We start from the raw sequence: 18,061 nt of genomic DNA, 5'->3' as shown, positions 1-18,061 counted from the left end.
GTTAGGTACGATGATAAAAGGTGTTGGAGGAATATTTTGGAGAACTAAGAATCTTGAAGTTATAAAGAAATGGTACAGTGATGTGTTGAAGATTGACATGGAGAATTGGAATGGGACTATGATAACACCCCAATTAGGAAATGAGACTATCTTTTCTTTCTTTACCGAGGATGACAGTTATTTTCCAACTGAACAACAGGTGATGTTAAATTTTCAAGTACATGATTTAAACGAAACAATTAACCATCTTGAACATATTGGTGTACCTCTTGCTAAGAAAAAAGAGGTTAGTGAATTTGGAAAGTTTATTTGGATTGAAGATCCAGAAGGTCGGCTGATCGAGCTATGGGAGAAATAACATTTTGGATTTCCATATGTCATTGAGCTTACAGGGGCTTTAATGAATAAGTGCATACAAAAAAGACCAAAGGAACTCTGGTCTTTTTTGTTTTCCCAATATGTGCCCATTCACGAGTTATTATCTTGTTATACATTCTGCAGATCATTTACAAAAACATAATCCGACTCAAGAGAACCCGTCATTAATTTATTTTTTATTACTTCAGGATATAATTTATATGCTAAAAGATCGCCTATAGGTACCCACTTTAATACAAGTCTTTCTGCCTCTTCAACCGTAAATTCTTCCCCGTTATATAGAGATAAATGACCGTGTGTCTTTAACCCAAAGTAAAGTCCAACTTCATGGATGTTTTTCCCGTTGTATGTAAAAAAGTTTTCAATCGTACAGAGATGATTCACAGTTTCCACATCTAATGCTAATTCCTCTACCATCTCACGCTTTAAGCTAGTTCTCGCATCTTCACCCAACTTTACTCTGCCTCCTGGCAAAGACCAGTGCGTCTCTATCTTTGAACGATGAATCAAAACATGTCCGTCTTGAATCAAAACCCCTGCTACACGGTAGTTAAAAACTTGATGTTCCACATGAAACACTGCATCCATTTTTCCCATCCCCCTTTTAAGTATCCTTATTCTACCATTAAGAGCATTTTCCATGAAAGCCATTTCGAATATCGGTAAAATAAGAGAATCAAAACAAAAGGAGACTATAAAATGTCAATCTATGATTTTCCTGTTGAAACGATAAAAGGTGACCATACCAATCTAGAGTCTTATAAAGGCAAAGTCGTATTGATTGTAAATACCGCGAGTAAATGCGGATTTACGCCTCAATATCAAGGTCTTCAAGCAATCTATGAGGCTAATAAGGATAAAGGATTCACTATTCTTGGGTTCCCTTGTAACCAGTTTGGTGCACAAGAGCCCGGGTCAAGTGATGAGATACAAGAGTTTTGTGAGCTGAACTACGGAGTTAACTTCCCGATGTTTGCGAAAGTGAACGTGAACGGAGATGATGCACACCCACTTTTTAAACATTTAACAGCCGAAGCTCCTGGTATTCTAGGTTCCAAAGCGATTAAGTGGAACTTCACGAAATTCCTTGTAGATCGTGAAGGTCGTGTGGTAAAACGATATGCACCAACCGATAAACCTGAAACCAGAAAAAGATATACAAGATTTGCTTTAAGAAAACTTTGTTTGCCCTTGAAAGTGGTTGATTTCCACTCCAGACGCTCGCTTTCCGCGGGGCGTGCGGTGAGCCTCCTTGGCGCTATGCACCATTAGGAGTCTCACCTGTCCCGCTGTTCCCGCAGGAGTCTCGCATCTTGCGCTCCAATCAACTTGTCAATGAAGGAACGTAACAATATACCAAAAGCACCAATCAATTAGAAAAGAAAAAAAGCTGTTCAAAGGAAATTTCCTCTGAACAGCTTTTCTTTATTTAAAACATTAAATGTGCCATTCCTACAACGATCGGCAGGGAAATAAATGTACGCAAGAAGAAGATAATTACTAAATCCTTAAAGTTAACAGGTACTTTTGATGCTAATAGCAGTCCGCCTACTTCAGACATATAGATCAACTGTACGACTGACATTGCCGCAATCACAAAACGCGTTAACTCACTTTCAATACCCGCACCAATGATGGACGGCAGGAACATGTCCGCAAATCCAATAACAATCGTCTGAGCTGCCTCAGATGCTTGAGGAACTTGCAGAAGTTCTAGGATCGGTACAAAAGGTGCTCCAAGATAAGAGAAGAAAGGCGTGAACTCAGCAACGATCAGTGCTGAAGTCCCAATTGCCATAACAATCGGAACGACTCCCATCCACATATCTAGAACATTTTGGATGCCTTCTTTTACTAAAGGTGCTGCTTTTCTGTTTTGATGTGCACGATCTAATGCTTTTTTAAGACCAAAACTTAAAGGTGTTTCTCCGCGAGGAATCACTTCATCCGCAACATTTTCCTTTGCACCTTCATAGTACGTATCCGCTTTTCTTGAAAGTGGAGGGATGCGGGGAATAATGATCGCACATGCCAACCCAGCAAGAACTACTGTTAAATAATACGGAACGATCATATGAGCCAGATCTACCTGTGCAAGTACAACAATCGCAAAAGTAATAGATACCACCGAAAACGTCGTTCCAATAACTGCTGCTTCACGCTTCGTATAATACCCTTCCTCATACTGCTTGTTCGTTAAAAGAACACCAATCGTTCCGTCTCCAAGCCAAGACGCTAAACAATCAATTGAAGACCGTCCTGGAAGTTTAAATACGGGACGCATGATTTTCACGAGTAAAGCTCCGCAAAATTCAAGTAATCCAAAGTTAAATAATAATGGCAAGAATAATCCTGCAAACAAAAAAACGGAAAATAATACAGGAATCAGATCATAGAGCAATAACTGTCCTGTGTTTTCTGACCAAACGGCTTCCGGTCCTAGCTTAAACAATGTCATCACCGCAAAGACCAGTCCAAGAACACGAATCAACTGCCACGCGATATTGACATTAAATAATGTGTTTAAAAAGGGTTTGCTAACGATTACTTTAGGTTTTGCAAAGTAAGTGATCAACGAACCAACAACTGTTATCGCAATAATAGCAGTCATGATCTGGGGAATGAATTCACCAATGACATCTTGCAGAATCCCTGCAAGTATAGCTACTGGAATCGTAATTTCCCCTTTATAAGAAATAGGAATCATAAATAGAAAAATACCGATTAACGATGGAACGATAAACTTACTGAAGCTCTTCTGTCTCATCTGGTTGTAAGATTGCTGCTTTTGTAATTCCATGATGCTATGCCTCTCTTTCTATAATGTAAAACGCTTTCATACACTTTCCATTACCAAGTATATGGGGTTTTCCTAGTTTTCGCAAATTTATAAATAATCTAAAGACTTGTAGAATTGTATACGCAGTGCGTAGTTTCTTTCCCGTAATTACAGGAGATCTAAACCTTCTTTTAATGCAAGAAGCTCGTCAGACCTAAGTTCTCTCCACTTTCCAGCTTCCAATGCATGAAGATGTATATTCATTATGCGTATGCGTTCCAGTTTCAGTACTTCGTAACCAAGTGCTTTGCACATTCTTCTGATCTGACGGTTGAGCCCTTGGGTCAGCGTTATCCGAAACACATATTTGCTGACAAACTTTGTTCTTGCCGGTTTTGTTATTGTGTTAAGTATAGGAACACCCTCTGCCATTTTCTGAAGAAAAAGCTCCGTTACAGGCTCATTCACAGTCACTTCATACTCTTTTTCATGCCCAAAGTCAGATTGGGAGATGCGATTTGCAAGTTCCCCGTCATTTGTGAGAAGAATCAAGCCTTGTGATGCTTTATCTAATCGTCCAACCGGAAAAACGCGTTCGGGTACTTTTACACACTCTAGAATATTTCCTTTTATCTGTGGGTTAGCTGTGCATGTAATGCCAACCGGTTTATTAAAAGCGATATATAGAGAAGACTGTTTTCTAGGAATAGGCTTATGATCGATTAATACTGTATCGCCTTCATCAATTTCTGTATCTTTATTGCAAACAACACCATTCACTGTAATACGACCGTTTTCTAAAAGCCGCTTAACTTCGCGTCTGGAACAAAATCCCGTCAGACTTATATATTTATGAATTCGCATGAATGTCCTCACTTCATCGTTGCTTTATGCACAACAGTTTATAATTATAACCTCATTTGAATATATTTTCGATACTTTTTATAAATATCCAATATTTTTCTCTAATTTTTATTTCTTATTTCGTATCGAACTTGTTATCAGAATTTTACTATAAATCACTTTCCAAGAAACTTCATGAACTTGTAAAATGTAAAGGGAAAGGGAGGCTGTTCATTATGCAAATAAGAAAAATAAAAGAAGAAGAATTAGATAAAACTATCCGACTCTCTGAATACGCGTTTCAATACAAAGTAAAAAAAGAAGATCTTCCTAAACGATATGAGATGCTGAAGCGGCATGAAATATGGGGAGAATTTGAAAACGAAGAATTAATATCGAAGGTACATATTCTTTCCCTGGAAATAATCATAGAAAATTGTCGATTTGATATGGGGGGATTGGCGGGAGTAGCTACATGGCCTGAGCATCGACGAAAAGGTTCTGTAACTCGACTTCTTAATAAAGCTCTATTATCGATGAAGGAAAAAGGTCAGACAATCAGCCTGCTGCATCCTTTTAACATTCCCTTTTATCGCAAGTTCGGATGGGAACTGACGGCATCAGTAAATAAGTATACAATCGAAAAAAATGATCTATACCGTTATGAGGATATCCCAGGTCATGTATTAAGACTTCACCAAGAAGATGGAAACTCCCTTTTAAATACGGTTTATGAAAAATGGTTTACAAAATACAACCATTTATTGATACGTCCGGATTATTGGTGGGATAACCACGTTTTCACAGAGGGATACAACCGGATCGTTTATAAAGATGAAAATGGAGAGCCTCAAGGCTATTTATGCTGCAAGGCTGCAGACAAGCTGCTAGATGTTCAAGAGTATGTATATGTAACGGAAGACGCCAGACGAGCTCTATGGAACTTTATCTGTCAGCATGACTCAATGGTTGATAAAGTAAAGATCATTGCACCAGCGAATGACAAGCTTCCATTTTTATTAAATAACCCAAGGATTGATCAAGAACAATATCCTTACTTTATGGCACGAATTGTAGATGTTGAAGAATTTCTAAAACAGTATCCATTTAAAGCAATAGACTCCCCTCTCTCTATTTCGGTTATCGATGAAAAAGCAGAGTGGAATAACAGAACCTACTTCATTTCTCAAAATGGGATTGTGTCAAAACCAGCGAGCGAGAAAGGTATGCTCTGCATGGATGTACAAACATTGACTGCAGTCTTATTAGGGTCTCAGAAACCTGCCTTTCTACATGAATGCGGCAGGATTAAAGGTAAGCAGGAAGACGTGCTTCAACTTGAACAGAGCATCACAAAGCTTCCGGCAGCCTTTATTGATTTCTTTTAATACTATTCACGCCCCATCCTCAACTTAGGATGGGGCACTTTTCATATTTTGAGATGTTTCAGGCAAATACTATAGGGAATTGAAATATATAAGCCAACTTGGGCTGATTATCATGATTTATTAAGGAGGCTAAAAAGTTATGACTGATAAAAATAAACAATCCGAAAAAGTAGCTGAAGAAAACTATGAGCCTAATAAGAAAAATAAATCAGACACCGAAAAAAACTTAGAAACTGTACATCAACAAATCAATGACACTTTTAATCAAGGGACCATTGATGAAAAGGGAAAACAAGAGAAGAAAAAAGATTGATCGTACTATAAAATGACCCGCTTGATCGTAAGCGGGTCATTTTTCTTATTAGAAATATGCGTTTATACCCCGTCATCAATCCATACGTATCCTGGCTGGTGGTAATACAATAAAGTATTACACATCAGGAAGGATGTCAGGATGACCCAAAATAAGAGACAAGCCTCAATTACGATTCTTGGCAGCAGTGGTGGTGCCGCAAAAGCGATATTATCCATTTTGAACCAGGTTGTAATAGATAAAAACGACCCTCTTCATGAGGAATTAAATACATCAACCATTCATCTGATTGATATCCAACAAAAAACACTTCATTACTTTGAAAACTTATATCCAAACTTAGGCAATCAAATTTATTTATATGAACAAGATCTAAAGAATCTGACCTTATTTAGAGAACATCTGCAAAAAACTAGTTCGACGATCGTTATCGATGTTTCATGGGCTGATACGATCGATATGCTTACTTGCTGTAATGAGTTAGGTGTTTTTTATTTGAACTCTGCATTAGAGAACATTAATGTTGATGAAGATGAGACCCTCTACGGATTTCCTTTAGCTGAGCGATTCAAACGATTTGAAGAGAAAAAACACCTGTTCACGAATACAAAAGCAATTGTAAGCTCAGGAATGAATCCTGGCGTTGTTCAATGGATGGCTCACGAGCTGATTAAGAAAAATAAGAACACTCCACCGCTCGGTTGTTATATTGTTGAGCATGACACTTCATTTTTTAGCGATAAAGACCTAATAAAAAAAGACACAATCTATACTTCGTGGTCAGTTGAATGCTTTCTTGATGAAGCCATATTAAGCTATCCGATGTTTGTTTCACATCAGCTGCCTTTATATATGTATGAAGAAGTATACAGTACTGAATACACAGTGAGAATGGGGGATAAAAAGTTCCAAGGCTGCCTAATGCCTCATGAAGAAGTACTTTCCCTTGGTAAGCTTTATGATATAGAATTTGGCTTTATTTATCGTGTAAATGAACATACAACTAGATTAATAAGGGACAACCTCTACCGTGTCGATGACTTGTGGGATTGGGAACACCAGCTGCTGGACCCTGAACTGGGAGAAATAGAAGGGGAAGATCTCGTCGGCGTTCTTCTCGTATATGAAGACCATGAAGAATATATGTACAACGTGATGAATACGAAGCAAATCTATCCAAAATACAACACAAACGCCACATATTTTCAAGTAGCCTGCGGTCTTTATGGAGGATTGGCTAGCCTGCTGCTAGATCCGATCCCTAATGGTGCTCACTACGTAGATGAGCTCCTACTGGAAGCAAACAGTAAGTATGGTGAATATTTATCTTATTATATGCAGGATTTTGTTACAGGCAAAAATGAAACGTCTGATGGGTTACTTCATCAGCGGATAAAAAGAATGACTTAATGTTAAAAGCCTCTCTTCATGAAGAGAGGCTTTTTTAATGAGTTAGTTTCTAAACTGATGCGGGAACTGCTTCATAATACCGTTAGTAATTTCATCTGCAATCAGAATAATATGATTTTCACTTTTATCAAATGCTACAATTTCTCCAGTCCAGTCTTTATTTAGAAAGGCTGCAACATCATTTGTTAATAGCTGTAAATGCATGTACAGCAGATCCTTCATCTCTTGCTCTGCCCAGTTAGGGTTTGCCTTACTTAAAAATTTTGCGATGTCATCAGCGTTTCGGTACCATTCTTTATTGTATTTCTCTGCATTTACTTTATCGCCTTTACTTAACGCATCTACCAGTTGTCCTGCGATAACAATATGTTCTGTCAGTAATTTAGTTAACTGGTTGCCTGCTGCATCGCCATAGTATGGTTTGATTGAATTACCGATGTCAGCTTGGTTTTGCAATAATCTTTTTAGAACAGCATCTTTATTTGGATGTCCTGACAGAGCACTTTGCACATAGCTTCTTGTCCAGTAAACATGGTCTTTCCAAAGCCTTCTTTGAGTAGAATATAGGTTCATTGCATTCTGACTATAGCAAGGTCCCTGATCACGTTTTACTTTTGCATCGACTTGTAGCGGTGTTGAAAATACAGGGAAAGCCATTGCTAACACCATCAGTATAGATATGATTCTTTTCTTCATAAAATCTCTCCTTAATATTTTTTCCTTCATAGGTAGTTTGGATAAATCTCTTCATTTCATTCTTTTGACATAAAAAAAAGCAGCTTCAAATATGAAGCTGCAACCCTTTGATATTTATACAATTTGCCTGTTCCAATGACGATGAACTGCAACAGCATCAGTAAAGCGTTCTGCGAAATCATTCATGTTATCACTGGTTACTACCCCTGCTTCGTCCACTATTTCGGCTTCTTTCAGCAATAAAGCACCTTCGTGGGTAGCACCAATCGGCTTATAGTGCGCGTAAGCTTCGTTAATAAAGTGCAAAGCATTCTTCTTGAATTTCTTATCAGTACTGCTCCCTGCAAGATAAATTGCATCAAACAATACTGACGATGCAGTCAAGAATGTATGCATGACTTCCAATTCAGTACCATCGTTAGCTATTGGTTTACCTAACTTGTCACTAATGATTTCTGCCTGAATCCTTTTATTTTTTAGAGCTTGAAGTACGTCCGAGACTTCTTTCCCGCTTATTTCATTGCCAATAATAACTCCAACTTTGCGTGTGCTTGGGTTTTTCTTCGTATTGAGCTGACTTAAAGCAGGAGAAGATTTTGTAACTTCTGACTGTTCACCTGCAGGAGGTTCTGCTCCAATCGCTTCAGCAAATGTCGCTGCAAGTTCTAAGCTTACATTCGCAAACATATCAACAACCTGCTGCTGAACGGATTTGCTCTTAACTTTCCCCAGTTCGAAGCTGAACGCATTTTTTAAATGCTGCTTCTCTGGTTCACTCATACTGTTCCAGAAAAGTGTAGCTTGAGAAAAGTGATCTTTAAAGCTTTCACTTCTGCTCCGCACCTTTCTTCCTTCTACTTTTTCTTGATAATGAACATAGCCGCCTTCCTCTTCGGTTGCTGGTGATGGCGTGTTAGCAGCAAGGGAATTTTTGTGGTAGCTTACTTGCCCTCTATTTATTGTCTGACGACCAAAGCCATCCCTTTGATTGTTATGAAACGGACAAACAGGGCGGTTGATCGGAAGTTCATGAAAATTCGGACCTCCTAGACGAAGTAATTGTGTATCTGTATAGGAGAATAAACGCCCCTGAAGCAATGGATCATTTGAAAAATCGATACCCGGCACAACATGGCCAGGATGGAAAGCAACCTGTTCCGTTTCAGCAAAAACATTATCTACATTTCGGTTCAACGTCATCTTCCCAACGATTTTTACCGGAACATCTTCTTCAGGCCATAATTTCGTAGGATCAAGAATATCAAAATCAAACTTGAACTCATCTTCCTCTGCAATTATCTGAAGTCCTAATTCGTACTCCGGATAATCACCGTTTTCGATCGATTCCCAGAGGTCACGGCGATGAAAATCAGGATCCTTTCCTGAAATTTTTTGAGCTTCATCCCATACAAGAGAATGGGTGCCTAGTACGGGCTTCCAATGGAACTTAACAAAATGAGCTTTTCCCTCGTCGTTAACAAGACGGAACGTATGTACACCGAACCCTTCCATCATGCGAAAACTTCTTGGAATAGCACGATCAGACATTGCCCACATAACCATATGTGCAGATTCTTGATTGTTCGCAACAAAATCCCAGAACGTGTCATGAGCGCTTGCTGCTTGCGGCATCTCATTATGCGGTTCAGGTTTCAAAGCATGCACCAAATCTGGAAACTTAATAGCATCTTGAATAAAAAACACCGGGATATTATTGCCTACTAGATCATAATTCCCTTCTTCTGTATAAAATTTCGTTGCGAAGCCGCGCGCATCACGCACTGTTTCGGCAGAACCGCGTGACCCAGCAACCGTTGAAAAGCGAACAAAGGTAGGGGTTTTTTTAGATGTATCCTGCAGAAAATTGGCTTTCGTAAATTCACTCAAAGACTCATATAATTCGAATTCCCCATGAGCTGCAAAACCCCGGGCATGTACGATTCTTTCCGGAATCCGCTCATGGTCAAAATGTGTCATTTTTTCTCGGAAGTGAAAATCCTCCATTAAAGTTGGTCCACGTTCCCCAGCTTTAAGAGAATGCTCATCCTCTGAAACTTTGACACCTTGATTTGTCGTAAGCTTCTTGCCTTCGTCATCTACACGAAATTGTTCCAGTTGTTCGTCCTTGGTATTCCCGCTCATTTTACTCTTTTCGCTCATTCAACTGTTCCTCTCTGTAGGTATTTTACTTTACATTAGAACCCTTCCCTTCGTAGACAGTGAGCAAACTGATATATTCTGAAAAAAAGCGCAGCTATACGTTCAGCTGCGCTTTCGATTACTTATTCATATGTGCGAGGAAATCTCCTAGTAAATCTTCCATTTCTTTTTCAGTATCTTTCGGTTCCTCTTTTGGTTCGTCTTCGTCACGTTTAGCGTTATCCCAATCAAATTGACTTAAATCATCATCGTCAAAGTCATCAACTGTATCGAGATTAACTGGTGCATCATCATAAACATCTAAAGTTACATCATCTTCATTCTCATCTTCTTGCAGATATAACGCTTGGTCAATATCTGTAGAGTTGCTGTTTAAAGCTGCGAGTAATGAAGCGGTTCTGACAGGATTCGATATAAGCTGATACATAATATTGCCCAATAAGGCTTCAGAATGTTCATGCTTTAGCCAATCCCTTTGCATTTTATTTAGATTTTTTGGGAGCGGGATGGTGATTGTCTCTCTATCTTTTTGGATGGTTTGTCCAACACCCTGCATGACGAACTCTGAAATTCTGCTAGAAAAGTTACGTCTTTCTGTCTCTTTTAGCTTTTGAAGCTGCTTTAAGACGTGATCAGGGGTATCAGAGGGTATACGAAAAGCAATCGTTTTGCCTCTGGTTATTTCATTGGCAGCTTTTTTATCCATTTCATCACCCTACTTAAGCTTTAACGGCTTTTTTCTCTTTGTCCTCACTCTTTTGATCTTTCGTCGTTCTCTTAAGGTGATCAGAAATCAGCTTATAATAAGCATTTGCCATCATCCAGATGCTCTCTTTTTCATCCTCAAAAAAGTCGATGTTATATCCATCAAGATTGTTATTAAGTGTCTTAATATAATCCTTCAGAACTGCAGAACCACCTCCAACAAAGTAGCAGATCTCAGTCTGAGAATTTTTTTGCCACACATTGCGAAGCAGACGGTATTGCTTTTTAGCCAAATCTACTAAAATACGGTCTGTAATATCGTGAACGCTTGTACGGCTTCCGCGCACCATAATATGGTTACGGTTTGTCTTTTTCGTAATAATGTCAACAACATCACGTCGGCTGTCGAGTTCTACACCATGTTTTGAACGAATTTCTTCTCTGATTTGTTCTAATGCTTCAGAGACTCCGAGGTTAAAACCTTGTGCTTTGTCATCATCAACATTTCTATTTTTGATTACAGCGATATCTGTAGATAATCCTCCGATATCCTGGATAAGAATAGGCTTGTCAATTAAATCCTTGTTAATGATGTTCAAATCGTTATCCATCACAAGGTTAATGAACGCTGCAAATCCTTCTGGATAAACCTTTACTTCTTCAAACTTCAGATTCACTTTTAATCCTTGATACTTTGGTGTAACTAAAAACTCAACCTGGTGAACAGAGCCTAACAACTTAGAGCGGTATCCAGCGTCTTTCCCTTCTTTTACTTCGCGGAGAGGCAACCCAGTACCTAAGATGTAGCTTGTATCAAGTACATTATTGTTTTTAGTAAACGTTTTTTCATTTTCGTCTCTAACAGCGTCGAGAGCAAGTGCTGCAAAAAGCATGATCAATGTCTGATCTTCTTCAGACTTGCTGCTCCCTGGATCTAGTTCTGTAGAATTGTCACTTTTTGCTGCCAATTCTCCTACACGGTAGATTACGTTGTTTTCTTTAAGAGCAGGGGAGTGGACTTTAATATGTATTCCTTCTAAAGGATCTTTGCTGTCTAATTCTTCAATTCCAATAACAGGACGGTCTTCAATATCTCTTGCGATAACGTTTGGTATGTTCAGCTCATAATCTAATTTCCCAAATATCCCTTTTAATGAATCATTGCCTACATCAATTGCTGCAATTCTAGATTTACTCACGGGCATTCATCCTTTCTTATTTCAATTGTTATTTTGTTGCTATGTTAATAGATTAGAATGTATTAGCAAATTAAACAATGCCTATTTTTTCTTTTAACAAAAATGTAAACATGCAAACATTGTTGTAAACACATGTACTGAAACTTCAAAAACCCTTCTATATCAACATGTAAACATATTTGTAAACATGCAAACTTTATTGCAAACAATCGCAAACATTTTTGCAAACATGTAAACTGATTTGTTTACAAGTAAACGTTTTTGTAAACAACCTCTCCCCTACCCTTGTTTTTCCTTTCTGATTACAAATTTATTGAACGGGAATCATTACTATATACTGTTTATATAAAGCAGAGGTGTTATTGATTTGATTAATTTAGATAAAAAACATGATCCAAAAAAGAATGCATTTCTAATAAAAAAATATCAACATACTGAATTATCATTAAAAAAAGCGTTAAATAATACGGAAGCATTATTTAATGAAAGGAGCCATCATACGAACAGAACTGAACAGAGGCAATCCATATTTAATTGGATAAAGTTACTTACCAAAAGAACTCTTGTAAAGAATATTGGCTATAAAAAAGTATCTACGACTCAAATTCGGTGTGATTCAGAAGAATCTATTTATCCAGAATGGAAAAAGGAGTTGGACGATCAATATTTAAAACTATTAAAAGAATTAAAAGAGGAAGTAAACGTTAAAGATTATGGAGCAATTGGTGATGGGGTAGCAGATGATACAGAAGCTTTTAAGAAAGCAATAGGCAGAGGAAGAGTAATCGTACGTGTTCCAGAGGGCATCTATGTCACAAAAGGAATAAAACTGCCCTCCTGGACATGCTTAATAGGGGAAGGAAAGGGAAAGTCTGTTCTAAAATTGCATGATCAGTCGCCAAAGAGTGAATGGCTGATAACAAATAAGAATCATTTATGGGGCAACAACAACATTTTAGTAAAAGGACTGAGCCTGGATTGGAACATCGAAAGACTTGGTGCTGCCGAAAAGACAAGCGCAGGAAACAATCGTTCCAGCTGCCTTACCTTTGCTAACGTAAAATATAGCTGGATCCATGATATAGAAGCCATTAACCCTGGTCTTCATTGCTTTGATGTCTCATCTTCTGTCTATACCTACTTAGGAGATGGAACACTTTCAAGGGGAGGAAGTAAGTATATATGGCTGGATAATCTGAATGGCTATGGTTTCGGTGATGATGGAATAACGACTCATCATTCCTCATATATTTTTATTTCTAACTCCCACATGTGTGATCCAAGCGGAAGATCGCATAAAAAAGGATTTTCCAACTCTAATGGAATCGAAATAGATGATGGATCGCAGAATGTATGGCTTTTGAACAACTCAACAGCTCGGTGTTTTGGAGGTCTGGAAATTAAAGCTCACCATAATGCTTCCGCTGCATCAAACGTCCATATCATTGGCCACTTATCTATAAATGATAATCGATCATATAATTTTAGACACATCGGCCACCATAAGGATGTTGATCCTGAATCTAAAACAGCTTTTCATATCTCTGCAACAAATATAGTTGCTGTTGCACCCATTTTTACTGATTTGTATAAGGACTCAACCCCAAGAGGACTTGTCGTATCAGGGTACAATCATGTATTGATCAATCACTTCACCCTAATTGGTGATCCTTTGTATGATTATAAGAAGAACCCTGTAATTGCTATACAATATCGTGCACGCAACGTCATGCTGCAGCATGTTTCAATAAAAGACTTTACTACTGCTGGTCCTGCTATAAAAGTATATGGTGGCACCCATCGTGCGGACGAAGTAGTCATTCAAAATATCACCTGTGATAAGTACTTTTCAAACCCGATAGAAGTTGGAACAGATGTAAAAAGTGCTGTAATTGATAAAGTAAATGTCTATGCGTAAAAAAGTGCTCCTGCCAGGTGACAGGAGCCTCATTTTATTATCTATAAAATTTTTTCCAGCTGAATATCAAGTGGTTCCCTGCTCCATATTTTTTCGTTGATTTCAACAGCTTCTCTGCAACCAACCGCTTTATAAAACCCTTGTGATTCAACAGATGGATGTGCTGCAATATAAAGCTTTGCTGCACCAAGCCTCTTCGCTTCTTCACAGCATTTTTCAAAGAGCTTTTTCCCAATTCCATAACCTCGCAGCTCGGATGAGATATGAATATAGGGAAGCTCAATATATTCCATTTTTGATCCGAACAAGCAGCCCTCTAAATTTGCAAAACCAGCTAATTCTTCACCCTCAAAGGCACCGATCACCTTACCGCCTTCCATGATACAAGTACGCAAATCACAGATTACTTGAGCTTTTTTATTGTCATCCCAATCATCAATAAAATGATCAGACTTCAGTTTAAATTGGTTATCATCCACGAATAACACCTGATTGGTAACTTGATAACGCTTAAAACGTTTTAGAAAAGTGTCCTTAACTTCCCCTAGACTTAACAGCTTAAACATAATCGCCTTTTTCATGCATGTTCCCCGCTTTACAAGTTCTCTCTTTCAATCGTCATGCCATCCATATGACGCTTATTCATCAATTTATCTTTTTTTCGATTCTCTTTGGTTTCGAATACGATATCCATATCATAATTATCTGGATATAGCATCTCGCTTCGAATATGAAGTTTTAAGCGTTTTTTGTGTACGAGGTGTTTTGTTTCACCAATGAGTACAGCATACTCCCCTTGAGTATTCTCTAACTCGCAGATGATTCCTGCTGTTTTTAAACTTGATGCATATACTCGGTCACCTATTTGGTAGATCTCATCTTGTTCATTTTGTATAGGTGTTGTTTTTTCTTTAGGCTTCTTTATTGTGGACTGTGCTTTTTCTCTCAATTTCTGAAGCGTATTATTACTTGTTGTGGATAACATTTCTCCATTCGTTTTATCCACATGTGGATAAACGCTATCGGTGTTCGTAATCTCCTTAGCGCGTTTAATAACATCAGTGCCCATTCCTAATTTAAGCGCTATGGATAACGCTTGACTTTTACCTGCTTTTCCGATTATTAGACGATAAAGTGGCTGCAATGTTTCTAAATCAAATTCCATAGAACCGTTCTCGAACCCTTTTGTTACCTCTGCAAAATCTTTGATCTCGCTATAGTGAGTTGTTGCTACAATCATACTTCCTTGACTGTACAGCTTCTCCAGAATCGCTACCGCAAGCCCCATTCCTTCTGCTGGGTCTGTTCCAGCTCCAAGCTCGTCAAGAATAATTAAATCTTGAGGTCCCGCTTCCCTCAAAATAGAAATAATATTTGTTATATGTGAGGAAAAAGTACTTAATGACTGCTCAATACTTTGACCATCACCAATGTCTGCGAATACCTGGCGGAATACTGTAAACTCACTTCCTTTACCTACGGGAACATGAAGTCCAGACTGAACCATCATGCTTAAAAGTCCAACAGTCTTAATCGCAACGGTTTTCCCCCCTGTATTCGGTCCTGTTATCACAAGTGCCTGATACGTTTCTCCAAGAGTAAAATGTAATGGAACGCATTTCTCACCCAATAATGGATGTCTGCCGTTTACGATTTTAATTGTATAATTTGCATTCAGCTCAACATCTGCAGCATTTAAAAATTTGCTATATTTTGCTTTTGCAAAAATGAAGTCATAATGGACCATGCCTTCAATGTTTATACCGATTTCACGTTCAAATCCTGCTACCATACCAGTTAAAATACTTAAAATCTTAGAGATTTCAATATCCTCTTCTGCTCTGAGCATGGTGATTTCAGTCTGTAGTTTACGGATATCGTTCGGTTCCATATACACAGTGCTGCCACTCGATGAACGATCAAGAATCTGTCCATCTATATTTCTTTTAAATTTACTTTTTACCGGAATGACGTAACGCCCATCCCTCATAGAAATGATTTGATCCTGCATCATATCCCTGTAGGCGGCAGATTTTAAAATGTTATCAAGCTTTGATTTAATTCGTTCTTCCATGACTGCAATCTTTTTTCTCGTTTTGAGAAGAGATTTACTGGCATGATCATCCACTCTTCCATTTCGGATGCATTTAGAGATCTCATCCTTTAACTCTGGAAGATCAAACATAGAGTAAGCATAACTCGATACTGCAGGTGCCAGGAATTCTTTGTCTTTCATGAACTTCTGCATCCTGCTGACATTTTCAAGAAGGCTTAACACCAGTGTCAGTTGATCAGGTGACAGATTTAGTCCTTTTTTCGTGAGTTCGAGTATATGCTCCAAACCGTTTAAATTGGCTATCGGAACACTTACACTCTTTTCTAAAACAAGCCGGGCTTCACTGGTGTCCGTCATCAAGGATTGAATGATGGGGAGGCTTGCCGACGGTTCTAGCTTTTCGATCATTTGTTTCGTTACTTCATTTATGGCATAACCGCCAAGAATCTCTTTAATTTTTTTATATTCAAGCATATTTGTTGTTTGTGTATTCAATGGAACGACCTCCGAATTTTTTATAGGGTAAAACATTTTAAAAAGGTGTACTCACATGATTTGTATAAATCCCCTCCTCCTAACAGAGGCCAGGAACTTGCCAATAAAAAAAGACAGAAATGAACATGTCATTTCCGCCTCATAGATAGACTTCACCCTGAAAAAATGCATAAAAAAATCGGCTCTTAAGAAGAGTCCGGCAGCATCAAGGGTTTGAATATGATGGCTTGTATCTGACCGCTGTTCTTAACTAATGGCGGCAACAAAAAAGCATAACAAATAAACGTAACTAACGCTTAAAATTCTTTTGTGTGCCTATATCCAAATTGTTTTAGTTAAGAACGCTCACGCTCACAAACACACCATCCCTTCCATTGATACCTCCATTATATGTAATTAATTTACAAACTGTCAATAAAGATGGGGATCTATGAACAAAAAACGATACCCTATGAGTCGTAAAAGCTATTCTATAAGCCAAACTAGACCCCTTATGAGTCGAACAGAGCCTTCTATAGGTCATTCGTTTTTCTATGAGTCTAAATTAACGTTCTATGAGCCAATCTTATTCTTCTATGAGCCCTCGTTTTTACATATAAAAAGAGAACATCTCATAATAGAGACGTCCTCATCTTGATTAAAGAGTTATTGAATTGTCTTTTTCCTTTTTTATCTGCTTACTTCTTAACTGTCCGCATGCTGCATCAATATCTGTTCCGTGCTCTTGGCGGATTTTACAGTTGATTCCGTTCTTTTTAAGCGTGTCATAGAAAGCTAAAACGGATTCTTGTTCACTTCTCTGATATTGACTGTGCTCATCAACCGGATTATAAGGAATGAGGTTAATATATACTTTCTTCTTTTTATCCTGAAAAAGTGCTGCAAGTTCATTTGCTTCGTCTATATGATCATTTACATCCTTGAGCAAGATATATTCAATCGTAATACGGCGGTTTGTTTTCTCGATGTAGTAATTGATCGAGTCCATAAGCTTTTCCAAAGGATAAGCTCGATTAATCTTCATGATTTTCGTACGCAGGTCATTGTTTGGTGCATGCAAAGAAATAGCTAAGTTAACAGGAATGTTTGTATCGGCAAATTCGTAGATCTTGTTGACGATCCCGCTGGTTGAAACCGTAATGTGTCTAGATCCGATAGCAAGACCTTTTTGATCAATGATGACCTTCAAGAAGTCTATCATGTTCTCAAAGTTATCAAAGGGCTCACCGATCCCCATTACGACGATATGACTTACTTTTTCTCCGTTTCCTGCATTGTCTAAATGATGCTGAACATTCATGATCTGTTCTACAATTTCACCGCTAGACAAATCACGCGTTTTCGTTAATAAGCCGCTTGCACAAAAACTGCATCCGATGTTGCACCCTACTTGAGTGGTTACACAAACAGATAAACCGTATTTATGTCTCATCAAGACGGTTTCAATTAAGTTGCCGTCCTTAAGCTTAAACAAAAATTTTACTGTGCCATCTGAAGCTTCTTGTTTAACATGATGGGATAACGTATGAATCACAAAGTTTTCTTCCAGAAGAACAATACAATCCTTATTAACTTCTGTCATTTCAGAGAAATTTGTTACTCTCTTCCGGTAAAGGTATTCCCACACTTGTGATGCACGATATTGTTTATGTCCATGTTTTAAAAGCCATGCGGCAAGCTGTTCAAATGTTAATCCATATATGGAATTAGTAATCATAAAA

The 18,061-nt window shown here is 38.1% G+C and carries 15 protein-coding genes and 1 pseudogene; 6 read left to right on the top strand and 10 right to left on the bottom strand.

Translation table 11 applies throughout. The annotated features are described in order from the left end of the window. The first annotated feature begins 10 nt into the window (after positions 1–10). Positions 11–358, top strand: a complete 348-nt coding sequence (locus EV282_RS00445) for a VOC family protein (protein WP_130292813.1) — start codon at positions 11–13, stop codon at positions 356–358. Between the two features lie 128 nt (positions 359–486). On the opposite strand, the gene EV282_RS00440 is transcribed toward EV282_RS00445, so the two are convergent. After that, positions 487–966, bottom strand: a complete 480-nt coding sequence (locus tag EV282_RS00440) for an NUDIX hydrolase (protein WP_130292811.1) — start codon at positions 964–966, stop codon at positions 487–489. Between the two features lie 111 nt (positions 967–1,077). Here EV282_RS00440 and EV282_RS00435 point away from each other — a divergent pair. Further along, positions 1,078–1,552, top strand: a pseudogene (locus EV282_RS00435) (glutathione peroxidase). Positions 1,553–1,807: 255 nt separating this feature from the next. On the opposite strand, the gene EV282_RS00430 reads toward EV282_RS00435, so the two are convergent. After that, complete coding sequence (locus EV282_RS00430; protein WP_130292807.1) at positions 1,808–3,178, bottom strand: YjiH family protein; 1,371 nt, start codon at positions 3,176–3,178, stop codon at positions 1,808–1,810. Positions 3,179–3,325: 147 nt separating this feature from the next. After that, the gene (locus EV282_RS00425) at positions 3,326–4,021 is read right to left on the bottom strand and encodes a pseudouridine synthase (protein WP_130292805.1); all 696 of its coding nucleotides are present in this window, start codon (positions 4,019–4,021) and stop codon (positions 3,326–3,328) included. A gap of 215 nt (positions 4,022–4,236) precedes the next feature. Between EV282_RS00425 and EV282_RS00420 the strand changes: the two genes are divergently transcribed. From EV282_RS00420 to EV282_RS00410, 3 genes are all read left to right on the top strand, one after another. Further along, positions 4,237–5,388 carry a GNAT family N-acetyltransferase gene (locus EV282_RS00420; RefSeq protein ID WP_130292803.1) on the top strand — a complete coding sequence of 384 codons (1,152 nt, stop codon included), beginning with the start codon at positions 4,237–4,239 and terminating at the stop codon, positions 5,386–5,388. Between the two features lie 139 nt (positions 5,389–5,527). After that, positions 5,528–5,701 (top strand): YozQ family protein, encoded by a 174-nt coding sequence (locus EV282_RS00415; RefSeq protein ID WP_130292802.1) that lies wholly within the window; start codon positions 5,528–5,530, stop codon positions 5,699–5,701. Positions 5,702–5,842: 141 nt separating this feature from the next. Continuing rightward, complete coding sequence (locus EV282_RS00410; protein WP_130292800.1) at positions 5,843–7,111, top strand: S-adenosylmethionine decarboxylase related protein; 1,269 nt, start codon at positions 5,843–5,845, stop codon at positions 7,109–7,111. A 42-nt stretch (positions 7,112–7,153) separates the two neighbouring features. Here the strand turns inward: EV282_RS00410 and EV282_RS00405 are convergent, their stop codons facing one another. The 4 genes from EV282_RS00405 to EV282_RS00390 form a co-directional block, all read right to left on the bottom strand. Then, a complete protein-coding gene (locus EV282_RS00405; protein ID WP_130292799.1) occupies positions 7,154–7,807 on the bottom strand; it encodes a glycosyltransferase in 654 nt (217 codons plus the stop codon). A 114-nt stretch (positions 7,808–7,921) separates the two neighbouring features. Beyond that, on the bottom strand, positions 7,922–9,967 hold the full coding sequence (locus EV282_RS00400) for a catalase (RefSeq protein WP_130292797.1): 2,046 nt from the start codon (positions 9,965–9,967) through the stop codon (positions 7,922–7,924). Positions 9,968–10,085: 118 nt separating this feature from the next. After that, the gene (locus EV282_RS00395) at positions 10,086–10,673 is read right to left on the bottom strand and encodes a hypothetical protein (RefSeq protein WP_130292795.1); all 588 of its coding nucleotides are present in this window, start codon (positions 10,671–10,673) and stop codon (positions 10,086–10,088) included. A gap of 13 nt (positions 10,674–10,686) precedes the next feature. Next, entirely contained in the window at positions 10,687–11,871 is a 1,185-nt protein-coding gene (locus tag EV282_RS00390) for a ParM/StbA family protein (RefSeq protein WP_130292793.1), read from the bottom strand. 367 nt (positions 11,872–12,238) lie between these two features. Between EV282_RS00390 and EV282_RS00385 the strand changes: the two genes are divergently transcribed. Then, positions 12,239–13,789 (top strand): glycosyl hydrolase family 28-related protein, encoded by a 1,551-nt coding sequence (locus EV282_RS00385; RefSeq protein ID WP_130292791.1) that lies wholly within the window; start codon positions 12,239–12,241, stop codon positions 13,787–13,789. Between the two features lie 41 nt (positions 13,790–13,830). Here EV282_RS00385 and EV282_RS00380 read toward each other — a convergent pair whose 3' ends face one another. From EV282_RS00380 to rlmN, 3 genes are all read right to left on the bottom strand, one after another. Beyond that, positions 13,831–14,370 (bottom strand): GNAT family N-acetyltransferase, encoded by a 540-nt coding sequence (locus EV282_RS00380; RefSeq protein ID WP_130292789.1) that lies wholly within the window; start codon positions 14,368–14,370, stop codon positions 13,831–13,833. 14 nt (positions 14,371–14,384) lie between these two features. After that, positions 14,385–16,340, bottom strand: coding sequence for an endonuclease MutS2 (locus EV282_RS00375; protein ID WP_165389307.1), 1,956 nt, complete (start codon positions 16,338–16,340; stop codon positions 14,385–14,387). Positions 16,341–16,977: 637 nt separating this feature from the next. Beyond that, positions 16,978–18,057 carry a 23S rRNA (adenine(2503)-C(2))-methyltransferase RlmN gene (rlmN, locus tag EV282_RS00370; RefSeq protein ID WP_130292785.1) on the bottom strand — a complete coding sequence of 360 codons (1,080 nt, stop codon included), beginning with the start codon at positions 18,055–18,057 and terminating at the stop codon, positions 16,978–16,980. Positions 18,058–18,061 lie beyond the last annotated feature (4 nt).

This window comes from Fictibacillus sp. BK138 (genome assembly GCF_004216955.1).
Lineage (GTDB): Bacteria > Bacillota > Bacilli > Bacillales > Fictibacillaceae > Fictibacillus.
Note: the sequence above shows the minus strand (reverse complement) of the source record. Positions and strands in the feature narration are given on the sequence as shown.